The following is a 15344-nucleotide window of genomic DNA, read 5'->3' as shown; positions in this document are numbered from 1 at the left end:
CGTCCATACCTCTCGAGTATTGAAGTAGACACAATCGATCCTTCGCTTCAAGTTGATCCGGGCAAATCCTCCCGCTCCCGGAAACGAGGCGCGTCATTCCCGGCGCCACGTGGATGGCCGACCGGATCGATCACCATCAGTCTCTCGTCGTGGATTGGGCCTTGCAACGGAGCGCCGACGCGGTGCTGAACGGCCCGGAGGACAATATTGGGATCGGCAAGGATCGGCTCGCATCCGACAACGCCGAAGCATGGATGCAGGCCGGCGACGCCTGCCGAAGCGCGGGCTGTGCTTGGCCGTCGAGCGACATAGTACCCGACGTGTCCCTCCGATGAGGAGTGGAATTCGGCGTGTACTATACCCCGCAGGTATGAATATAGACTGAGGCGGTCCTGTTTCGATCGGATGTTACGCCCTAGGGTGGTCTCGCTTCATTCACCATCGTAGCGGCGGCAGTCTCGCCAGGATTGCCTCCCATTGCGATCCTAGCAGCTTCTTCAGTCAGGAATGCGCCGTGATCGTTTGCAGTTGCAACGTCCTCAGCGAGGTCGAGATTAGGTCCGCGGTCGCAAGCGTCGCACCATGCCCGCGGGTCAGTCGCGTCTACGCCTTGCTCGGCTGCACGGCGAAGTGCGGCCACTGCGCCTGCACCATACTCAAGGAAATCCGAGGCTTCGCGCCTGGGATCGAACCGCAATTGGAGCGGCCAACGCCCAAAATCTGTAGATCGGCGTGAGGTCTGAAAGCCGATAATCGATCCAAGTGCTTAACCGCAAAACCGCGCGCAGTGAATTCGACGCGGCTTGAACTCTGCGAGCCACTCTGACCTGAAGACAGAAGCACGATCGCGATGCAGGTCGGCTCCAAGGCCGACAATCAGAACAATGGTTAACATGTCTCAACGGGCTAACAATCGCCGGTCGGGTCAACCGAGTGCTCATGGGACACCTGACGTAGAGATCAGCCATGAGCTACAGCGAGACGGTCGCCTTGCTTTTCGAGAGGGTGGCCGATCGGCGGGGCGGTTATCCAAGGTTCCTGGCGGCGGACGACGCACCGATACTCGTCGTCGAACGTACGGAAAAGCAGAGCTGACCATTGTCCCATCTGAAACGTATACCTCACAGGTATAATATTGGACCCAATCGGTCTTTGCCATCGATGCCGCAGATATCTAGTTTTCGGCCAAGAAATGCGAATTCGAGGACGCGCCGGTGACGAGCAAAGCTGCCCAGATCGATACCTTTATAGTCGATGTGCCCACGATAAGGCCTCACGTCCTGGCGATGGCCACGATGCGGAGCCAGGCCGTCGTTCTGGTCCGGATCACCTGCTCAGACGGTGTCATCGGGATCGGCGAGGGCACCACGATCGGTGGTCTGAGCTACGGCGAAGAAAGCCCGGAAGGCATCAAGCTCGCAATCGATACCTATATCGCGCCGGTCCTGAAGACTTGTGAAGTGTCCCGCGTCGCCGAGACAATGTCGAAGATTGGTCGCAGCGTCGTCGGCAACCATATCGCCAAGTGCGCGATCGAGACCGCGCTGCTTGATGCCGCCGGTAAGCGTCTCGGCGTGCCCGTGTCCGAACTGATCGGCGGGGGACGCGTACGCGACCGCCTGGCGGTGGCCTGGACGCTCGCGAGTGGAAATACCGCGCGCGATATTGAGGAAGCGGAGGCGATGATCGAGGCCAGGCGGCATTCGATCTTCAAGCTGAAGATCGGCAAGCGCAGCGTGGCCGACGATGTCGCGCATGTTGCGGCGATCAAGAAAGCGATCGGAAACCGGGGCAGCGTCCGCGTCGACGTCAACCAAGGCTGGGACGAGGCACAGGCCAACGCCGGCATGAAGATGCTGGAAGACGCCGGCTGCGACCTCGTCGAACAGCCGGTCGCCCGCGACGCGCTTGCCACCATGGCGCGTCTGTCCGCGCGGCACGGCATCCCGCTGATGGCCGACGAGGCGCTGCATGGTCCCCGCGACGCGTTCCGTGTTGCCGCCAGCGCCGGCGCCCGCGTGTTCGCCGTGAAGATCGCCCAGTCAGGCGGACTGCATGCCGGTCGCGACGTCGCGACCATCGCCGATGCCTCAGGGATCGGTCTCTACGGCGGCACGATGCTCGAGGCGGGCGTCGGCACTGCAGCTTCCGCCCATCTCTTTGCGACGTTTCCCAAGCTCGCCTGGGGCACCGAGCTGTTCGGTCCGCTGCTGCTCACGGAGGAGATTTTGGCCGAGCCGCTGGACTACGCCGACTTCTCGTTGGGTGTGCCGACGGGGCCCGGTCTCGGGATCGCGCTCGACGAGGACAAGATCGCTCGGTTTCGTCGGGACCGCACCGCGCCGACCTTGCATGTCGTCGCCGCGAAGGGAGCTTGAATCATGCTCACGATGGTCGAGATGAACGTTCGCATTCCGCTCGATTTCGACAAGGAAGAAGCCGAGCGTCTCAAGGCGAGCGAGAAGGAGCGGTTTCAGGAACTGCAGCGTGCCGGCAAATGGCGCCACATCTGGCGCGTCGCTGGCCACTACGCGAACGTCAGCATCTTTGACGTCGTGAGCAATGCCGAGCTTCACGACGTCCTGACCAGCCTGCCGCTCTATCCCTTCATGGAGATGAAGGTGACGCCGCTCTGCAGGCACCCGTCCTCGATTCACAACGACGACCGCTGAACCAGCTCGAACGACGAACGTCCGCACAGCGGACCTAAAACCAAGGGAGAGACGACATGGATACGAGCTTCGTGAAGACCCCGGAAGTCCAGTCACTGCTCGACAAGGCGGCGGGCCTCAATCAGCCCGGCGGAGATTCGCGTCTGAAGACAATCGTCCGCGATCTCATCGAGGCCGGTGCGGAGATCATCGTCCGCCACGACATCAGTGAGGACGAGTTCTGGCACGCGATCAACTTCCTGCAGAAAGGCGCGCCTGAATTCGGCCTTCTGGTTCCGGGCACGGGCCTCGAGCACTTCCTGGATCTGTTCATGGATGCAAAGGACGCGGAGGCAGGCCTCACCGGCGGCACGCCGCGCACCATCGAAGGGCCGCTGTACGTGGCCGGCGCCCCGCTCGAGGAGGGCGACGTCAACCTGACCAAGGATCCGGACGAAACCGGCAGCCTGTACATGCGAGGCCGCGTCACCGGCCCGGACGGCGAACCGGTTAAGGATGCGGTGCTGCATGTCTGGCACGCCAACTCGCAGGGCTGGTATTCGCACTTCGACCCGACGCGGGAACAGACGCCCTTCAACAACCGCGCGCGCATCAAGCTCAGTGCGGACGGAAAGTATTCATTCCATTCCAAGATGCCGAATGGGTACTCCGTGCCCGACGGCGGCGCCACCGACACGTTGATGAAGGCGATCGGCCGTCACGGTCATCGCCCGGCGCACGTCCACTTCTTCATCGAAGCGCCCGGCTACCGCAAGCTGACCACGCAGATCAACTTCGGCGACGATCCGCATGCCGCCGACGATTTCGCCTTCGCCACCCGGGACGGCCTGCTCCCGGTCCCGCAGCGACAAGGCGACAGCGCGTACATCAACTTCGACTTCCAGCTCCAGCGTGCCGCCGGCGCCGACGATGAGCACCTTTCCAGCCGGCAACGCGCCGAGGCGGCCTGAACCTCGGCAGGGATCGGACACGCCAAACGAAGACGAAGAGGAGAGAAAACCATGACGACACTGCTGGAGCGCATAGACGGCGCGGTGGTCGAAGACAAGGAGCGCGGACTGTTCCGCTGCCGCCGCGACATCTTCACCGACGTCGAGATGTACGAGCTGGAGATGGAGCACGTCTTCGAAGGCAACTGGGTGTTCCTGGCCCACGAAAGCCAGATACCGGACAACAACGACTATTTCAGCACCTGGATCGGCCGCAAGCCGATCATGATCACCCGCGACAAGGCAGGCGAGCTGCATGCGATCGTCAACGCCTGTGCCCATCGCGGGGCGATGCTCTGCCGGCGCAAGCACGGCAACAAGGCCAGCTTCACCTGCCCATTCCACGGCTGGACTTTCAGCAATGCGGGCAAGCTCCTCAAGGTGAAGGACGGAAAGACCGGCGATTACCCTGTCTCGTTCAACACCGAGGGCTCGCACGACCTGGCGAAGGTGCCGCGGTTCGAAAGCTATCGGGGCTTCCTGTTCGGCAGCCTCAATGCAGACGTCGTATCGCTAGAGGAGCATCTCGGCGGAGCCAAGGCCGTGATCAACCAGATCGTCGATGGGGCGCCCAACGGCATCGAGGTGCTGCGCGGGAACTCCTCCTACGTCTATGACGGCAACTGGAAGCTCCAGATGGAGAACGGCGCCGACGGCTATCATGTCAGCTCGGTGCATTGGAACTAATCGGCGACGATGGGCCATCGCAACTACGAGAACGAGGGCACCAAGACGGTCGACGCCAACGGCTGGTCCAAGAGCGTGGGCGGAGTCTACGGCTTCGAGAACGGCCATATCCTGCTCTGGACGAACCTGCTAAACCCCGAGGTCCGGCCGATCTTCAATCACAGGGACGAGCTCGAAGCCCGCCTCGGCAAGGAACGCACCGGCTTCATCGTCGGCCAGACCCGCAATCTCGGCATCTACCCCAACGTCTACCTCATGGACCAGTTCTCGACGCAAATTCGCGTCGTGCGTCCGATCAGCGTCGGCGAGACCGAGGTCACCATCTATTGCTTCGCGCCAAAGGGAGAGGACGAAAAGGAGAGGGCGACCCGTATCCGTCAATACGAAGATTTCTTCAACGTCTCCGGTATGGGCACGCCGGATGATTTGGAAGAATTCCGTGCTTGTCAGACCGCCTATGTCGGCGCCGGCGAACTTTGGAACGACCTCAGTCGCGGCGCCGTCAATTGGATCGACGGCCCGGATGAGAACGCCAGGGCGATAGGCCTCGAGCCGCTGCTGAGCGGCGAACGAAGCGAGGACGAAGGCCTGTTCGTGCGCCAGCATGAGTTCTGGGCCAAGTCGTTGCGCCATGCGATCCTGCAAAATGGCGGCGAAGCGGCAGGCGGCGTCGTTGCGTTGCGGGGAGAGGCAGCATGAGCATCGCAACCGCCAGCACGCTCGTGTCCACCAGCAAATTCGATCTCGAACAGGTCCGCTCCCTCCTGTTTCGCGAGGCGCGGCTGCTGGACGACCGGCAGTGGGACGAATGGATCAAGCTCTATTCGCCTAAGGCCAGTTTCTGGATGCCGGCGTGGGACGACGACGACCAACTCGTCGAGGACCCGCAGCAGCATATCTCGCTGATTTACTATCCAAACCGAGAGGGTCTGGAAGACCGCGTCTTCCGCATCAAGACCGAGCGGTCCGGCGCGAGCACGCCGGAGCCGCGTACCAGCCACAATGTCTCGAATGTCGAAATCGTGGAGGAGCGCGACGGCGAGCTCGACCTGCGCTTCAACTGGCACACGCTCAGCCACCGCTACAAGAAGACCGACAGCTTCTTCGGTGCCGCCTTCTACACGCTGGATACGTGCGGTGAGGAACTGCGGATCCTGGCAAAGAAGGTCGTGCTCAAGAGCGACTACATCCACCAGGTCATCGACATCTATCACATCTGACGCCGCTCGTTGGGATCGCCGGAGAGTAAGACATGACTTATAGCGTAGCACTCAATTTCGAGGACGGGGCCACCCGTTTCATCGAATGCAACGAGGGCGAGAAGGTCCTGGACGCGGCCTATCGCAACAAGATCAACCTGCCGATGGACTGTTCGGATGGCGTTTGCGGCACCTGCAAATGCCGCTGCGAGCATGGTGAATACAATCTCGGCGACGAATATCTCGACGACGCCCTGAGTGGAGCCGAGGCCGAGGAGGGACTAGTGCTGACCTGCCAGATGGTGCCATCCTCGGATTGCGTTATCGCCGTGCCGGTTCCGTCCACCGCCTGCAAGGTAAAGCCCGCTGAACATGGCGCCGAGGTGAGCTCGGTCGAACTCGTGTCGGACAGCACGATCGTCCTCAAGCTCAAGCTCGACAGACCGGACGCGTTGGGATACCTGCCTGGCCAGTACGTGAACCTCACAGTGCCCGGGACGAGCGAGCATCGTTCCTACTCGTTCAGTTCGAAGGTGGGGGCGAGTGAAGCGAGCTTCCTGATCCGCAACGTGCCGGGCGGTCTGATGAGCGGCTGGCTCGCGAGCGAGGCCAAGGTCGGTACCAGGATGACGTTTGTCGGTCCGCAAGGAAGCTTCTTCCTGCGAGCGGTCGACCGTCCGGTCGTGATGCTCGCCGGCGGCACGGGCCTCGCGCCGATCCTGTCGATGCTCGAGGTCCTCGCCGACCAAGGCACCGACCAGCCAGTGCATCTGATCTACGGCGTCACCAATGATGGCGATCTGGTCGAGATCGATCGGATCGAAGCGCTGGCCAAGCGACTGCCGACGCTCACCTGGGCGACCTGCGTCGCCAACCCGGATAGCGCCCATCCGCTGAAGGGATATGTCACGGCGCATCTCGCGGACGAGCATCTCAACGACGGCGACTGCGACGTCTATCTGTGCGGTCCGCCGCCGATGGTGGAGGCGGTGCGGGTGTTCTTCACGGAAAAGAGGGTGAGCCCCTCGCATTTCTTCTACGAGAAGTTTTCCGCGACCGAAGCGGTGGCAGCATGATCTTCGAAGGCCGCTTTGCCGGAAAGACGCTGGTCGTGACCGGTGCCGCTCAGGGGATCGGACGCGCCGTGGCACTGCGGGCCGCGGCCGAGGGCGGCAACGTCCTGTTCGTCGATCGTGCGGACTTCGTCGATGATGTCGCCTCGGAAGCAGGTGTCGGAGGCCGCGGCTTCGTATGCGATCTCGAAACCTACGAGGGTGCTGAAGCCGCCATGGCCGAGGCCATCGGGCACTTCGGCGCAATTGACATCCTCATCAACAACGTCGGCGGCGCAATCCGGATGCGACCATACCATCGGTTCGAGCCGCAGCAGATCGAGGCAGAGATTCGGCGCTCGTTAATGCCCACCTTGTGGTGTTGTCACGCCGTGATTCCGCACCTCACGCGGCGAGGCAGGGGTACGATAGTGAACGTCTCATCGAACGCGACGCGCGGCATTCACCGGGTGCCATACTCGGCTGCAAAGGGCGGAATCAACGCGATCACTCAAAGCTTGGCGATGGAGTACGCGTCGGGCAACATACGCGTTGTCGCGACGGCTCCCGGCGGCACAGAGGCGCCGACGAGGCGAGTGCCGCGCAACGCCGACGGCGACACGGCTGAAGAAAAGGAATGGATGAACGAGGTCGTCAAGCAGGTTAAGAAATCTAGCTTCCTCGGGCGATACGGCTCGATCGACGAGCAGGTCGCGCCAATCCTGTTCTTGGCGTCGGATGAAGCAAGTTATGTCACAGGCAATATCTTGCACGTCGCCGGCGGCGACCTCGGGTAACTCTGCGACGTCGTTCCGCGCGCAAGGTCCACAGTTGGACCCTGAGCGAGGTCGCTGCGCATGCTGGGCCGAACGAAGGAGAAATAGAACTGCCCTCGCACCTAAGAATTCGCGTCGCTTCATCCCGGCTCCCGCACTCAGGCCGAGCCGATTGTGCTTTGGCAAAGCTCGCAGGCGAAGATGTCCGCCGTCATTACCCAGACGCTTGGAAGTATTTTCATGACCAACGAGAACCGTAACCGCTTGTTCATGGTCATCGCGCTCGCAGCACAACGCGCTCGGCGGGGTGGTGCTGCAACGATGCCGACGGTCACCGCTACTACGGTGACTATGTGCTCAATTCCGACGGCTCGGTGACGATCAGCCCCGGCACCCCGGACGTCCACCAGATCGAGTCCTGCAAGGTGCTATCCGGCACAAACCCGACCGGCACCGCGGTGTGGTGGTGCAGCGAGGGACAATGCCGGCACAAAGACCACATCCTGCTTCGCGCCGGGATCCCTGACCCGCCCCGCCTTTAGGAGAAGGCATTGGCAAGTTCCAAGAGACGGTAACTGCGACAGAACCCCTCTCAGGCCACCGTCGGCAAGGATATGGAAAGTGGCAAGATGGGTGCTCGTGACGGCGGGCTCGAACGGGAATAGCATCCACTCACTTGGGGGAGGCGACCATGTTCAATCCCACACAAATTGTCATCGAGGCATCTATCGAGCAGCTTCGGGAGGCATACGTTCAAAGCTATGGCGTCCTTGAGCCGACCTATCCGGACATCATTGCATTCGTGGGGCGCCTCGCCTTAGAAAACATCGCCGACAGCGATGCAGCCTACCACGATATGAACCACACCATAATGGTAACGCTTGTGGGCCAAGAGATCTTGCGCGGGAAGCATACCAAGGAGGGCGGCGTTACGCCACGCGATTGGCTCCACTTTGTTATTTCACTTCTTTGCCACGACATTGGCTATGTACGGGGGGTATGCCGAGGCGATCAGGAGGGGGAATATGTCTGCAACGAAAAAGGTGATCTCGTGCATGTTCCCCCGGGAGCAACCGATGCATCGATGACTCCCTACCATGTGTCACGATCGAAACTCTTTGTCAGTGAGCGCTTTGGGAAAGCAAGCTTGACACATATCGATACGCTCGAGATCCAAGCCAATATTGAGCACACGAGATTTCCCGTGCCAGAACACGAACAGCATGCCAGTACGGCAGACTATCCCGGCTTGCTTCGAGCGGCGGATTTGATCGGACAGCTAGCCGACATCAACTATCTCCGCAAAACTTCGGCATTGTTTGCAGAATTTCGCGAAACAGGCATTAGTGAAAAACTCGGCTATCAAAGTTCTGACGATCTACGGGCAGCGTATCCGTCGTTCTTTTGGAAGGCTGTCCGTCCCTATATCGGCGATGCACTTAGGTACCTGAGGGTCACACAGGAAGGCAAGCAGTGGATCGCGAATCTTTATGCCCACGTGTTTTCGGAAGAGCACCGCGGAGCACTCGGAGCCTAGCTTAGGCCCGAGGCGCCACGACTTCTTGTGACTTCCGCTACGGGTTACGAACCGAACTGACGGAGAGGGCGGCTTGGAATGCGGAGCGGACCTGCATGGCTGGCACACAGCAGTTGGAGTGAGCGGCGCCGGGGCCAAAGGTGCCTTCCTGATCTCTGACGGTATCTGAGGCTCTGTGCCAGTGCGAGCAATGTCAGTCTTAGTCACGCACGCGGCGCGCCATCCAGTCGATAGACTCCGATGGGTAATGGAATTGCCAGTGCTTCGTGAGGAGCAATTTTTTCTGTGGATTCAAGCCCAGAAAAATGCGGCGGGTATACCGTCGGCATTTTTCCGTCAGACATGAAAATTTGTGCTTGCAAAACAACGACGAAACGCCCGTTTGAAATGATAGAGTGGAAGTAGTGCGGCCGGCCGCTATCGCGCAGTTTGGCGTAGTCTGGTGTTTTCTCGCTTCCCTCGCATTTAGGACGCTGACCCAACTAGTGAGCTTTCGAACGCCGACCGAAGTAGTGAGCTTGGTTTATCCAGGTTGGGGTCGGTATTCCACCGCACTTTCGTTAAGGGAGTATCGCAGCGCCCTCGGTCGTAGAGATGGGCAGGGCTTCCAAGCTCTGGCTTCGAACACCGGCAGTCTTGGTGGCACCGGTGGGATCTAACCCTCTTTGAGAAGTTCTACTGAACCATGAAGCGAGAGTGGTAGGGCAAACTGGCCGCGCCTATAGCCTTTGGTGCAGTCGAATTGGCACCGAGGAGAAACGAGATATCTGGCAATTCCTTGTTAAGACTTTCGCATAGGTCGTGTGCGACCACAGGCGGCGCGTAACTGGAAAGAACAACCGACTTGAAATTGACAAAGCTCAACAGCGAGCGCACTGATACCGAGATGCGCCGGCAGCACACCTCCTGCCACCGTGCATAGAGCTCGCCGGCCGCGTCGGGGAAGTTCGTCGATCCGATGTCGGACAGAGTGAGGCCATGCTTTTTCAGTCCCTGGAGCAGGGCTAGTAGTCCAACATCGTGGCTGAGGTCGGACCTGCCGCTGTGGATCTGATAATTCAGGATCAGGCGGCTGTGCAGGCGTGATCCGAGATAGAAGAACAGGAAATCGGACAGCGAGCGTGCCATGCCGAACAGGCTCTCGCCTCCGGCGGCTGCGGTGATCTCGTTCTGAATGTAGACCGACAGGCCAAGCCTCCTTTCGATATTGGCTTGCACGTCCGCCAGGTCGCGTCCCAGCAGCTTCCTGATTTGGCCGCTAGTGTTGGCATCGTCAGGCACCGCCAATCCGATGCCAGCAACCCGGGTCCGGCTGTCCGGTGGAAGCGTCGACAATCCTTCTTCGATCTTTGCCGCGATCGTTGCGGACGACTCCTGCAGGGATGAATAGGGGTGTGCCGCGTAATAGCGAACTTTCCCGACGAAATCGATCAGTGCGACATTCGTGGCGTCTTCACCGAAGCTCACGCCAACCGAGAAAGTGCCTTCCGGATTGAGCGAGAGCGGAATGGTCGGCGGCCCGACGCGTCCGCGCTGGGCTTCGCCCTTGGAGACCAGAGCTTCCTGTTCGAGCGAACGCACGATGACGGACACGGTCTGCGCCGAGAGCCCTGTCTTCTCGCCGATCTCGAGGCGGGAGATGCCCGAGCTCTGCAGCAGCAACGACAGCACCAGCCGCTCATTGTAGCTTCGCACCGTGGGCGCGTTGAGGCCACTGGCGCGATCCGCGATCCGCAGCGGGTTCGGGGGCGCAAATCGCATATCAGGCAAGGGAGGTGCTCCTCATATCGGCAGACCGTCGCGCGTGATCGTTGTCAGCTTTTGCGCTCTTGAGCCGGCCAGCCGATTGCCTCGATTTCCTGCGCGAGTGCAGCGCCAAGTGCGCGATGGGCTTCCGCATTCAGATGAAATCCGTCGGCGGCGTCGCAACTGCATACCGAGCCCGCGTTGAAAAAGTGCACGCCGAGCGAATCCGCCATGATTTCGAATTCGAGCGCCAGTTGCCGTGATTTCTCCGGCGCGCCGGCGAAGATCGACTTCCATTCCTTGACGTCATCGAGAATGGGAGGAGGGGCAACGATCATGATCTCGGGCACGCTGCCGCCGGGGCCGGGCGCGAGCTCGCGCAGATCGTAGATCAGGCAACCGATGCCCATCGCCACCTCCGAGGCCGGCTTGTTGAAGCGGACCTTGAGGTCGTTCGTCCCGAGCATGATGATGACCAGGTCGAGCACGGTGTGACTCTGTGCGCACGGACGTAAATAGGTGCGGCCGTTTTTATGGGCGCCTTCGATCGGATCGTCATGCACCGTCGTCCGTCCGCTCAGGCCTTCCTCGATGACATACCAGGACGCCCCGAGCTCGGACTGAAGCACGCCGGGCCAGCGCGTATGCCGGTCAAAGCGCTCGAGCGGTCCACGACCCGGAATCTGGCCATGCGTATTGGAGTCTCCGAAACATAGAACGGAGCGCATCGGCATCGCTCTGAATCCTCATGCTTTTTGGGCTTCCGCATCTTTGGTCGCGCCGGCGGGCAGTCGCAAGAGCTAATTGATCATTCAAGATGAATAATTATTGACAGCTTGCTCTGGCTATGTGCAAGTAGGTCTTGCTGGTCTGCTGCTCGCAGCTTGCCAGCGTTGGGAGATTGGGACGTCGTTGGCACAAGCTCTTCGTGAAGAAGAGCCGCTCACCTTTTGAACTGGATCACCCCACGTACGTCGCGTGTCCGCGGCGGGCGCGCGGCGACCTGCGTCCTTCTTTCCCCCGAAGCAAAAGAACTCTGCACGTTACGTGCGATGAAGGAGGAGGATTTGATGCACCAGGGAATGAGGGCACTCGGCCTCGGTTTGATGGCAACGATTTGGCTTGGGGTTGGCGTAGTCCAGGCCGAGGAAGTCAATCTCATGCAGGGCGTGACACCGCGCCCCGGCGACGAGCGCATGACTGCGCCGGACCAGTTCAAGAAGAACGGTCCGTGGAAGATCGGCATGAGCCATTTCGGCGTGAACGCCAACACCTGGACTGTCCAGATGGCGCATGACGCGGAGGCGGCCGCGAAGCTCGACAAGCGAATCGGTCAGTTCATTCTGCTCGACGCCAACATCAGCCAAGCCAAGCAGGTCGCCGACATCGAGGACCTGATTGCGCAGAAGGTCGATGCGATCATCGTCACACCTCTGACGCCAACCTCCGCCGACGCAGGCATCGAAAAGGCCGTTGCCGCCGGCATTCCCGTCATCGTCCACACCGGTCTGACCGAGACCGACAAATACACGGTCGATATCCAGGGCGGCGGCGTTCACTTCGGCAAGGTGATGGGCGACTTCCTCGTCAAGCAGCTCCACGGCAAGGGAAACATCTGGGTGTTGCGCGGCCTTCCGGCGCATCCTGAGGACATCAACCGCTACAAGGGCCTGCTGGAAGCGCTCAAGGGCACCGACATCAAGATCGTCGCGGAAGATGCCGGCAAGTGGCAATACGACGTCGGCAAGCAGGTCTGCGAGACCTTCTATCTCAACAATCCGAAGGTCGACGGCATCTGGTCATCGGGCGCCGACATGACCCGCGCCTGCGTCGATGTCTTCCAGCAATATGGCGCCAAAATTCCGCCGATCACCGGTGAAGGCAATAACGGCTTCTTCGCCCGCTGGATCGAGCTCGGCTTCCCGTCGATCTCGCCGGAGTACGGTCCCGAGCAAGGCGCCGCCGGCGTGCGTGCGGCCGTTGCTCTTCTCGAAGGCAAGCAGCTCCACAAGCGTTACGTCTACGAGCCCGAAGGCTGGGATCTCGAAAAGGCCAAGAAGTACTATCGCAAGGATCTCAGCGCCAATGCCTGGTTTCCGACCAGCCTGACCGAGCAGGATCTCCAGAAGTACTACGGCAAGCACTGATCGCGGCAGCGCCGGCGGCATGGTCGTGCCGCCGCCGGCGCTTGCGTCTTTCTGCACTTTGACTACGTCGGATCGAGACGATGAAGATTGAGCCACTGGTCCAGATGACGTCGATTTCGAAGTCGTTTGGTGGCGTTGCAGCGCTTGATGATGTCGACTTTCAACTGCTGCCCGGCAGCGTGCACGCCCTCATGGGCGAGAACGGCGCTGGCAAGTCGACACTCATGAAAATCCTGGCCGGCGTGGTTCAGCCTGATGACGGCATGATCCGGAAGGCCGGCCGAACCGTCCGTTTCGCGTCACCGCGCGAGGCACTCGATGCCGGCATCTCCACTGTCTTCCAGGAGCACTCGCTTCTCGCCAATCTATCTATCGCCGAGAACATGTGTCTCGGCAAGGAGCCGCTGACGGTGCTCGGATCCGTCGACGTCGCCGTTATGGAGCAGAATGCGCGCAATACGCTCCGCGGCCTCGGCCTGAACCTCGATCCGGCAACACTCGTCGGCAATCTCTCCATTGCCGAGCGGCAGTTCGTCGAGATCGCGCACGGCATCTCGGCCAATGCGGACGTCATCATCCTCGACGAGCCGTCGGCCGCGCTCAACGCTGCTGACGTCGAGATCCTCAACGCGCAAATCCTCAGCCTAAAGCAGCAGGAGAAGGCCGTCGTCTACATCTCGCACCGGATGGAGGAGATCTTCAAGATCTGTGACACCATCACCGTGCTGAAGGACGGTCGGAACGTCGACACCGTTCCTGTGGCCGCGATCACGCCGAAACGATTGATCGCGATGATGGTCGGCCGCGAGCTCGCCGAGCTGTTTCCGCCCAGGCCGCCCCGGAGGGAGGGCGAGGTCGTTCTCTCTATCGAAGGTCTTCGTCTGACGCCGGACTCGGCACCGTGCTCGATCGTCCTGCGTCGCGGCGAGATCGTCGCGCTGGCCGGGCTCGAGGGGCAGGGACAGCGGGAGCTGGTCAGGTCGCTCGTCGGGCGGTACGCGGCGCATGAGGGCAGGGTGCGCATTGGTAGCCGCGAGCTCGCTCTGCCGTTGCCGGAAGACCACGGTATCCGCATTTTGCAGGCGCTCGGCGTCAGCTTCGTGCCGGAAGACAGAAAACTCGAAGGTCTGTTCCTTGAACTGTCGCTCGCGCACAACCTCACCATCGGCCTGCACAGCCAGCACTTCGAGCTGGCGCCCGCAGGCCGCCATCGCGATGTCATCGCAAACTCGATCAAAAGTCTCTCGATCAAGGCGGCCACGCCCTACACGCCGGTCGGCACGCTCTCCGGCGGAAACCAGCAGAAAGTGCTGCTCGGACGTTATCTGGCGCTCGGCGCCGATATCCTGCTGATCGAGGAGCCGACGCGCGGCGTCGACGTCGGCGCCAAGGCGGAGATCTACAAGCTGCTGCGGGCATACGCGAATGCCGGCGGCTCGGTCGTCGTGCTCTCGCGCGAGACGCTGGAGCTGATCGGCCTCTGCGACCGGCTCTACGTCATCCATGACAAGCATGTCGTTGCGGAAATGCCGGCCGAGCAGGCCACCGAGCACGCCATCCTTGAAGCCGCGCTGCACCGCTGAGGGATCGGAAGGATGTCGAAAGTCGGTCAGATCTTCTTCAGGGCCAATTCGCGGCACGGTCTCTGGACCATTCCGCTTCTGGTCGCGATCTGCTGTTGCGCGGGCCTTGCGGCGGCGACAGCCGATTTTGTGAGTCGGCAGAACGTCCTCAACCTGTTTGCGCAGGCAGCTCCGCTGATCCTGGTCAGCATCGGCCAGATGATCGTGATCCTGGTGAAGGGTCTCGACCTGTCCGTTGGCTCCGTCGTCAGCCTCACCACCGGGATCCTGTCCTTGAACGCGCCCGTGTATGTCACGGTGCCGGCGGCGATGTTGATGGCCGCAGTGGTCGGGCTTCTCAACGGCGTCGCGGTGACGCGCTTCCGGGTGCATCCGATCATCGCGACCCTCTCGATCATGGGCATAACCCAGGGCGCGGCCATGTTCGTGCGGCCGTCCGCGGGCGGCACGGTCGCATCCGAGATCGTTGCTCTCGTGAGCGGTCAGCTCTTCGGCATCTACATGCCCGTGATCTGGACGATCGTCGCTATCCTGTTCGGCTGGAAGATCGTGCATGCTTCGCGCTTCGGCTTGCACCTGTTTGCGATCGGCGGCGGCGAGACGGCCGGCACGTTCGGCATTGCCGAGCGGCGCAATGTGCTTGCGGCCTACGTGCTCAGCTCCTGCTTCGCGGCGGCGGCCGGCATCTTCCTTGCTGGCCGGATCGCCTCGGGCGATCCCAATATCGGCACGCAATATGCGGTGGATTCGATCACCGCCGTGGCGCTCGGCGGCACGCAGCTTGCCGGCGGCATCGGAAGCCTCCACGGCACGCTGATCGGCTGCGGACTGCTCTCATTGATCGCGAACGGCATGAACCTCCTCAACGTGTCTGCGTTCATCCAGACGGTCGTGAAAGGCGCGATCCTGCTTCTCGTCATCGCGCTCCAGCCGCGCAAGAACATCGGCCTGTAGAT

The 15344-nt window shown here is 61.1% G+C and carries 16 protein-coding genes and 1 pseudogene; 14 read left to right on the top strand and 3 right to left on the bottom strand.

Annotated features, from left to right (window positions below; all coding sequences use genetic code 11):
- Positions 1–113 precede the first annotated feature (113 nt).
- The 11 genes and pseudogenes from QQL28_RS13360 (at position 114) to QQL28_RS13310 (ending at position 8912) form a co-directional block, all read left to right on the top strand.
- A complete protein-coding gene (locus tag QQL28_RS13360; protein ID WP_348522492.1) occupies positions 114–335 on the top strand; it encodes a hypothetical protein in 222 nt (73 codons plus the stop codon).
- A gap of 631 nt (positions 336–966) precedes the next feature.
- Positions 967–1095, top strand: coding sequence for a hypothetical protein (locus QQL28_RS13355; protein WP_284265732.1), 129 nt, complete (start codon positions 967–969; stop codon positions 1093–1095).
- 119 nt (positions 1096–1214) lie between these two features.
- Positions 1215–2378 carry a muconate/chloromuconate family cycloisomerase gene (locus QQL28_RS13350; RefSeq protein ID WP_284265729.1) on the top strand — a complete coding sequence of 388 codons (1164 nt, stop codon included), beginning with the start codon at positions 1215–1217 and terminating at the stop codon, positions 2376–2378.
- A 3-nt stretch (positions 2379–2381) separates the two neighbouring features.
- The gene (catC, locus tag QQL28_RS13345; RefSeq protein WP_284265727.1) at positions 2382–2672 is read left to right on the top strand and encodes a muconolactone Delta-isomerase; all 291 of its coding nucleotides are present in this window, start codon (positions 2382–2384) and stop codon (positions 2670–2672) included.
- Positions 2673–2728: 56 nt separating this feature from the next.
- The gene (locus QQL28_RS13340) at positions 2729–3622 is read left to right on the top strand and encodes a dioxygenase family protein (protein ID WP_284265725.1); all 894 of its coding nucleotides are present in this window, start codon (positions 2729–2731) and stop codon (positions 3620–3622) included.
- 51 nt (positions 3623–3673) lie between these two features.
- Positions 3674–5047: pseudogene (locus QQL28_RS13335) on the top strand (Rieske 2Fe-2S domain-containing protein).
- Entirely contained in the window at positions 5044–5568 is a 525-nt protein-coding gene (gene benB / locus QQL28_RS13330) for a benzoate 1,2-dioxygenase small subunit (RefSeq protein ID WP_284265723.1), read from the top strand. Before QQL28_RS13335 ends, benB begins: the two are co-directional and overlap by 4 nt.
- Before the next feature lie 32 nt (positions 5569–5600).
- Positions 5601–6623, top strand: coding sequence for a benzoate 1,2-dioxygenase electron transfer component BenC (benC, locus tag QQL28_RS13325; protein ID WP_284265721.1), 1023 nt, complete (start codon positions 5601–5603; stop codon positions 6621–6623).
- Positions 6620–7396 carry a benzoate diol dehydrogenase BenD gene (gene benD, locus QQL28_RS13320; protein ID WP_284265720.1) on the top strand — a complete coding sequence of 259 codons (777 nt, stop codon included), beginning with the start codon at positions 6620–6622 and terminating at the stop codon, positions 7394–7396. Before benC ends, benD begins: the two co-directional genes overlap by 4 nt.
- A gap of 332 nt (positions 7397–7728) precedes the next feature.
- Positions 7729–7917 carry a hypothetical protein gene (locus QQL28_RS13315; RefSeq protein ID WP_284265717.1) on the top strand — a complete coding sequence of 63 codons (189 nt, stop codon included), beginning with the start codon at positions 7729–7731 and terminating at the stop codon, positions 7915–7917.
- Positions 7918–8066: 149 nt separating this feature from the next.
- Positions 8067–8912 (top strand): Npun_R2479 family HD domain-containing metalloprotein, encoded by an 846-nt coding sequence (locus QQL28_RS13310; RefSeq protein WP_284265715.1) that lies wholly within the window; start codon positions 8067–8069, stop codon positions 8910–8912.
- Positions 8913–9115: 203 nt separating this feature from the next.
- Here the strand turns inward: QQL28_RS13310 and QQL28_RS13305 are convergent, their stop codons facing one another.
- The 3 genes from QQL28_RS13305 to QQL28_RS13295 all read right to left on the bottom strand — a co-directional run bounded on the left by QQL28_RS13305 (position 9116) and on the right by QQL28_RS13295 (position 11386).
- On the bottom strand, positions 9116–9394 hold the full coding sequence (locus tag QQL28_RS13305; RefSeq protein ID WP_284265713.1) for a hypothetical protein: 279 nt from the start codon (positions 9392–9394) through the stop codon (positions 9116–9118).
- A gap of 193 nt (positions 9395–9587) precedes the next feature.
- Entirely contained in the window at positions 9588–10673 is a 1086-nt protein-coding gene (locus tag QQL28_RS13300; RefSeq protein ID WP_284266174.1) for an ROK family transcriptional regulator, read from the bottom strand.
- Positions 10674–10726: 53 nt separating this feature from the next.
- Positions 10727–11386, bottom strand: a complete 660-nt coding sequence (locus tag QQL28_RS13295; protein WP_348522497.1) for an SGNH/GDSL hydrolase family protein — start codon at positions 11384–11386, stop codon at positions 10727–10729.
- Positions 11387–11728: 342 nt separating this feature from the next.
- Between QQL28_RS13295 and QQL28_RS13290 the strand changes: the two genes are divergently transcribed.
- The 3 genes from QQL28_RS13290 to QQL28_RS13280 all read left to right on the top strand — a co-directional run bounded on the left by QQL28_RS13290 (position 11729) and on the right by QQL28_RS13280 (position 15342).
- Positions 11729–12805, top strand: a complete 1077-nt coding sequence (locus QQL28_RS13290; protein ID WP_284265710.1) for an ABC transporter substrate-binding protein — start codon at positions 11729–11731, stop codon at positions 12803–12805.
- A gap of 86 nt (positions 12806–12891) precedes the next feature.
- Positions 12892–14388 (top strand): sugar ABC transporter ATP-binding protein, encoded by a 1497-nt coding sequence (locus QQL28_RS13285; protein WP_284266172.1) that lies wholly within the window; start codon positions 12892–12894, stop codon positions 14386–14388.
- Between the two features lie 12 nt (positions 14389–14400).
- A complete protein-coding gene (locus QQL28_RS13280) occupies positions 14401–15342 on the top strand; it encodes an ABC transporter permease (protein ID WP_284265708.1) in 942 nt (313 codons plus the stop codon).
- Positions 15343–15344 lie beyond the last annotated feature (2 nt).

It is taken from the genome of Bradyrhizobium iriomotense, from assembly GCF_030160715.1.
GTDB classification, from domain to species: domain Bacteria; phylum Pseudomonadota; class Alphaproteobacteria; order Rhizobiales; family Xanthobacteraceae; genus Bradyrhizobium; species Bradyrhizobium iriomotense.
The sequence above is the reverse complement of the archived record's forward strand: the minus strand, read 5'-3'. Positions and strand labels throughout refer to the sequence as shown.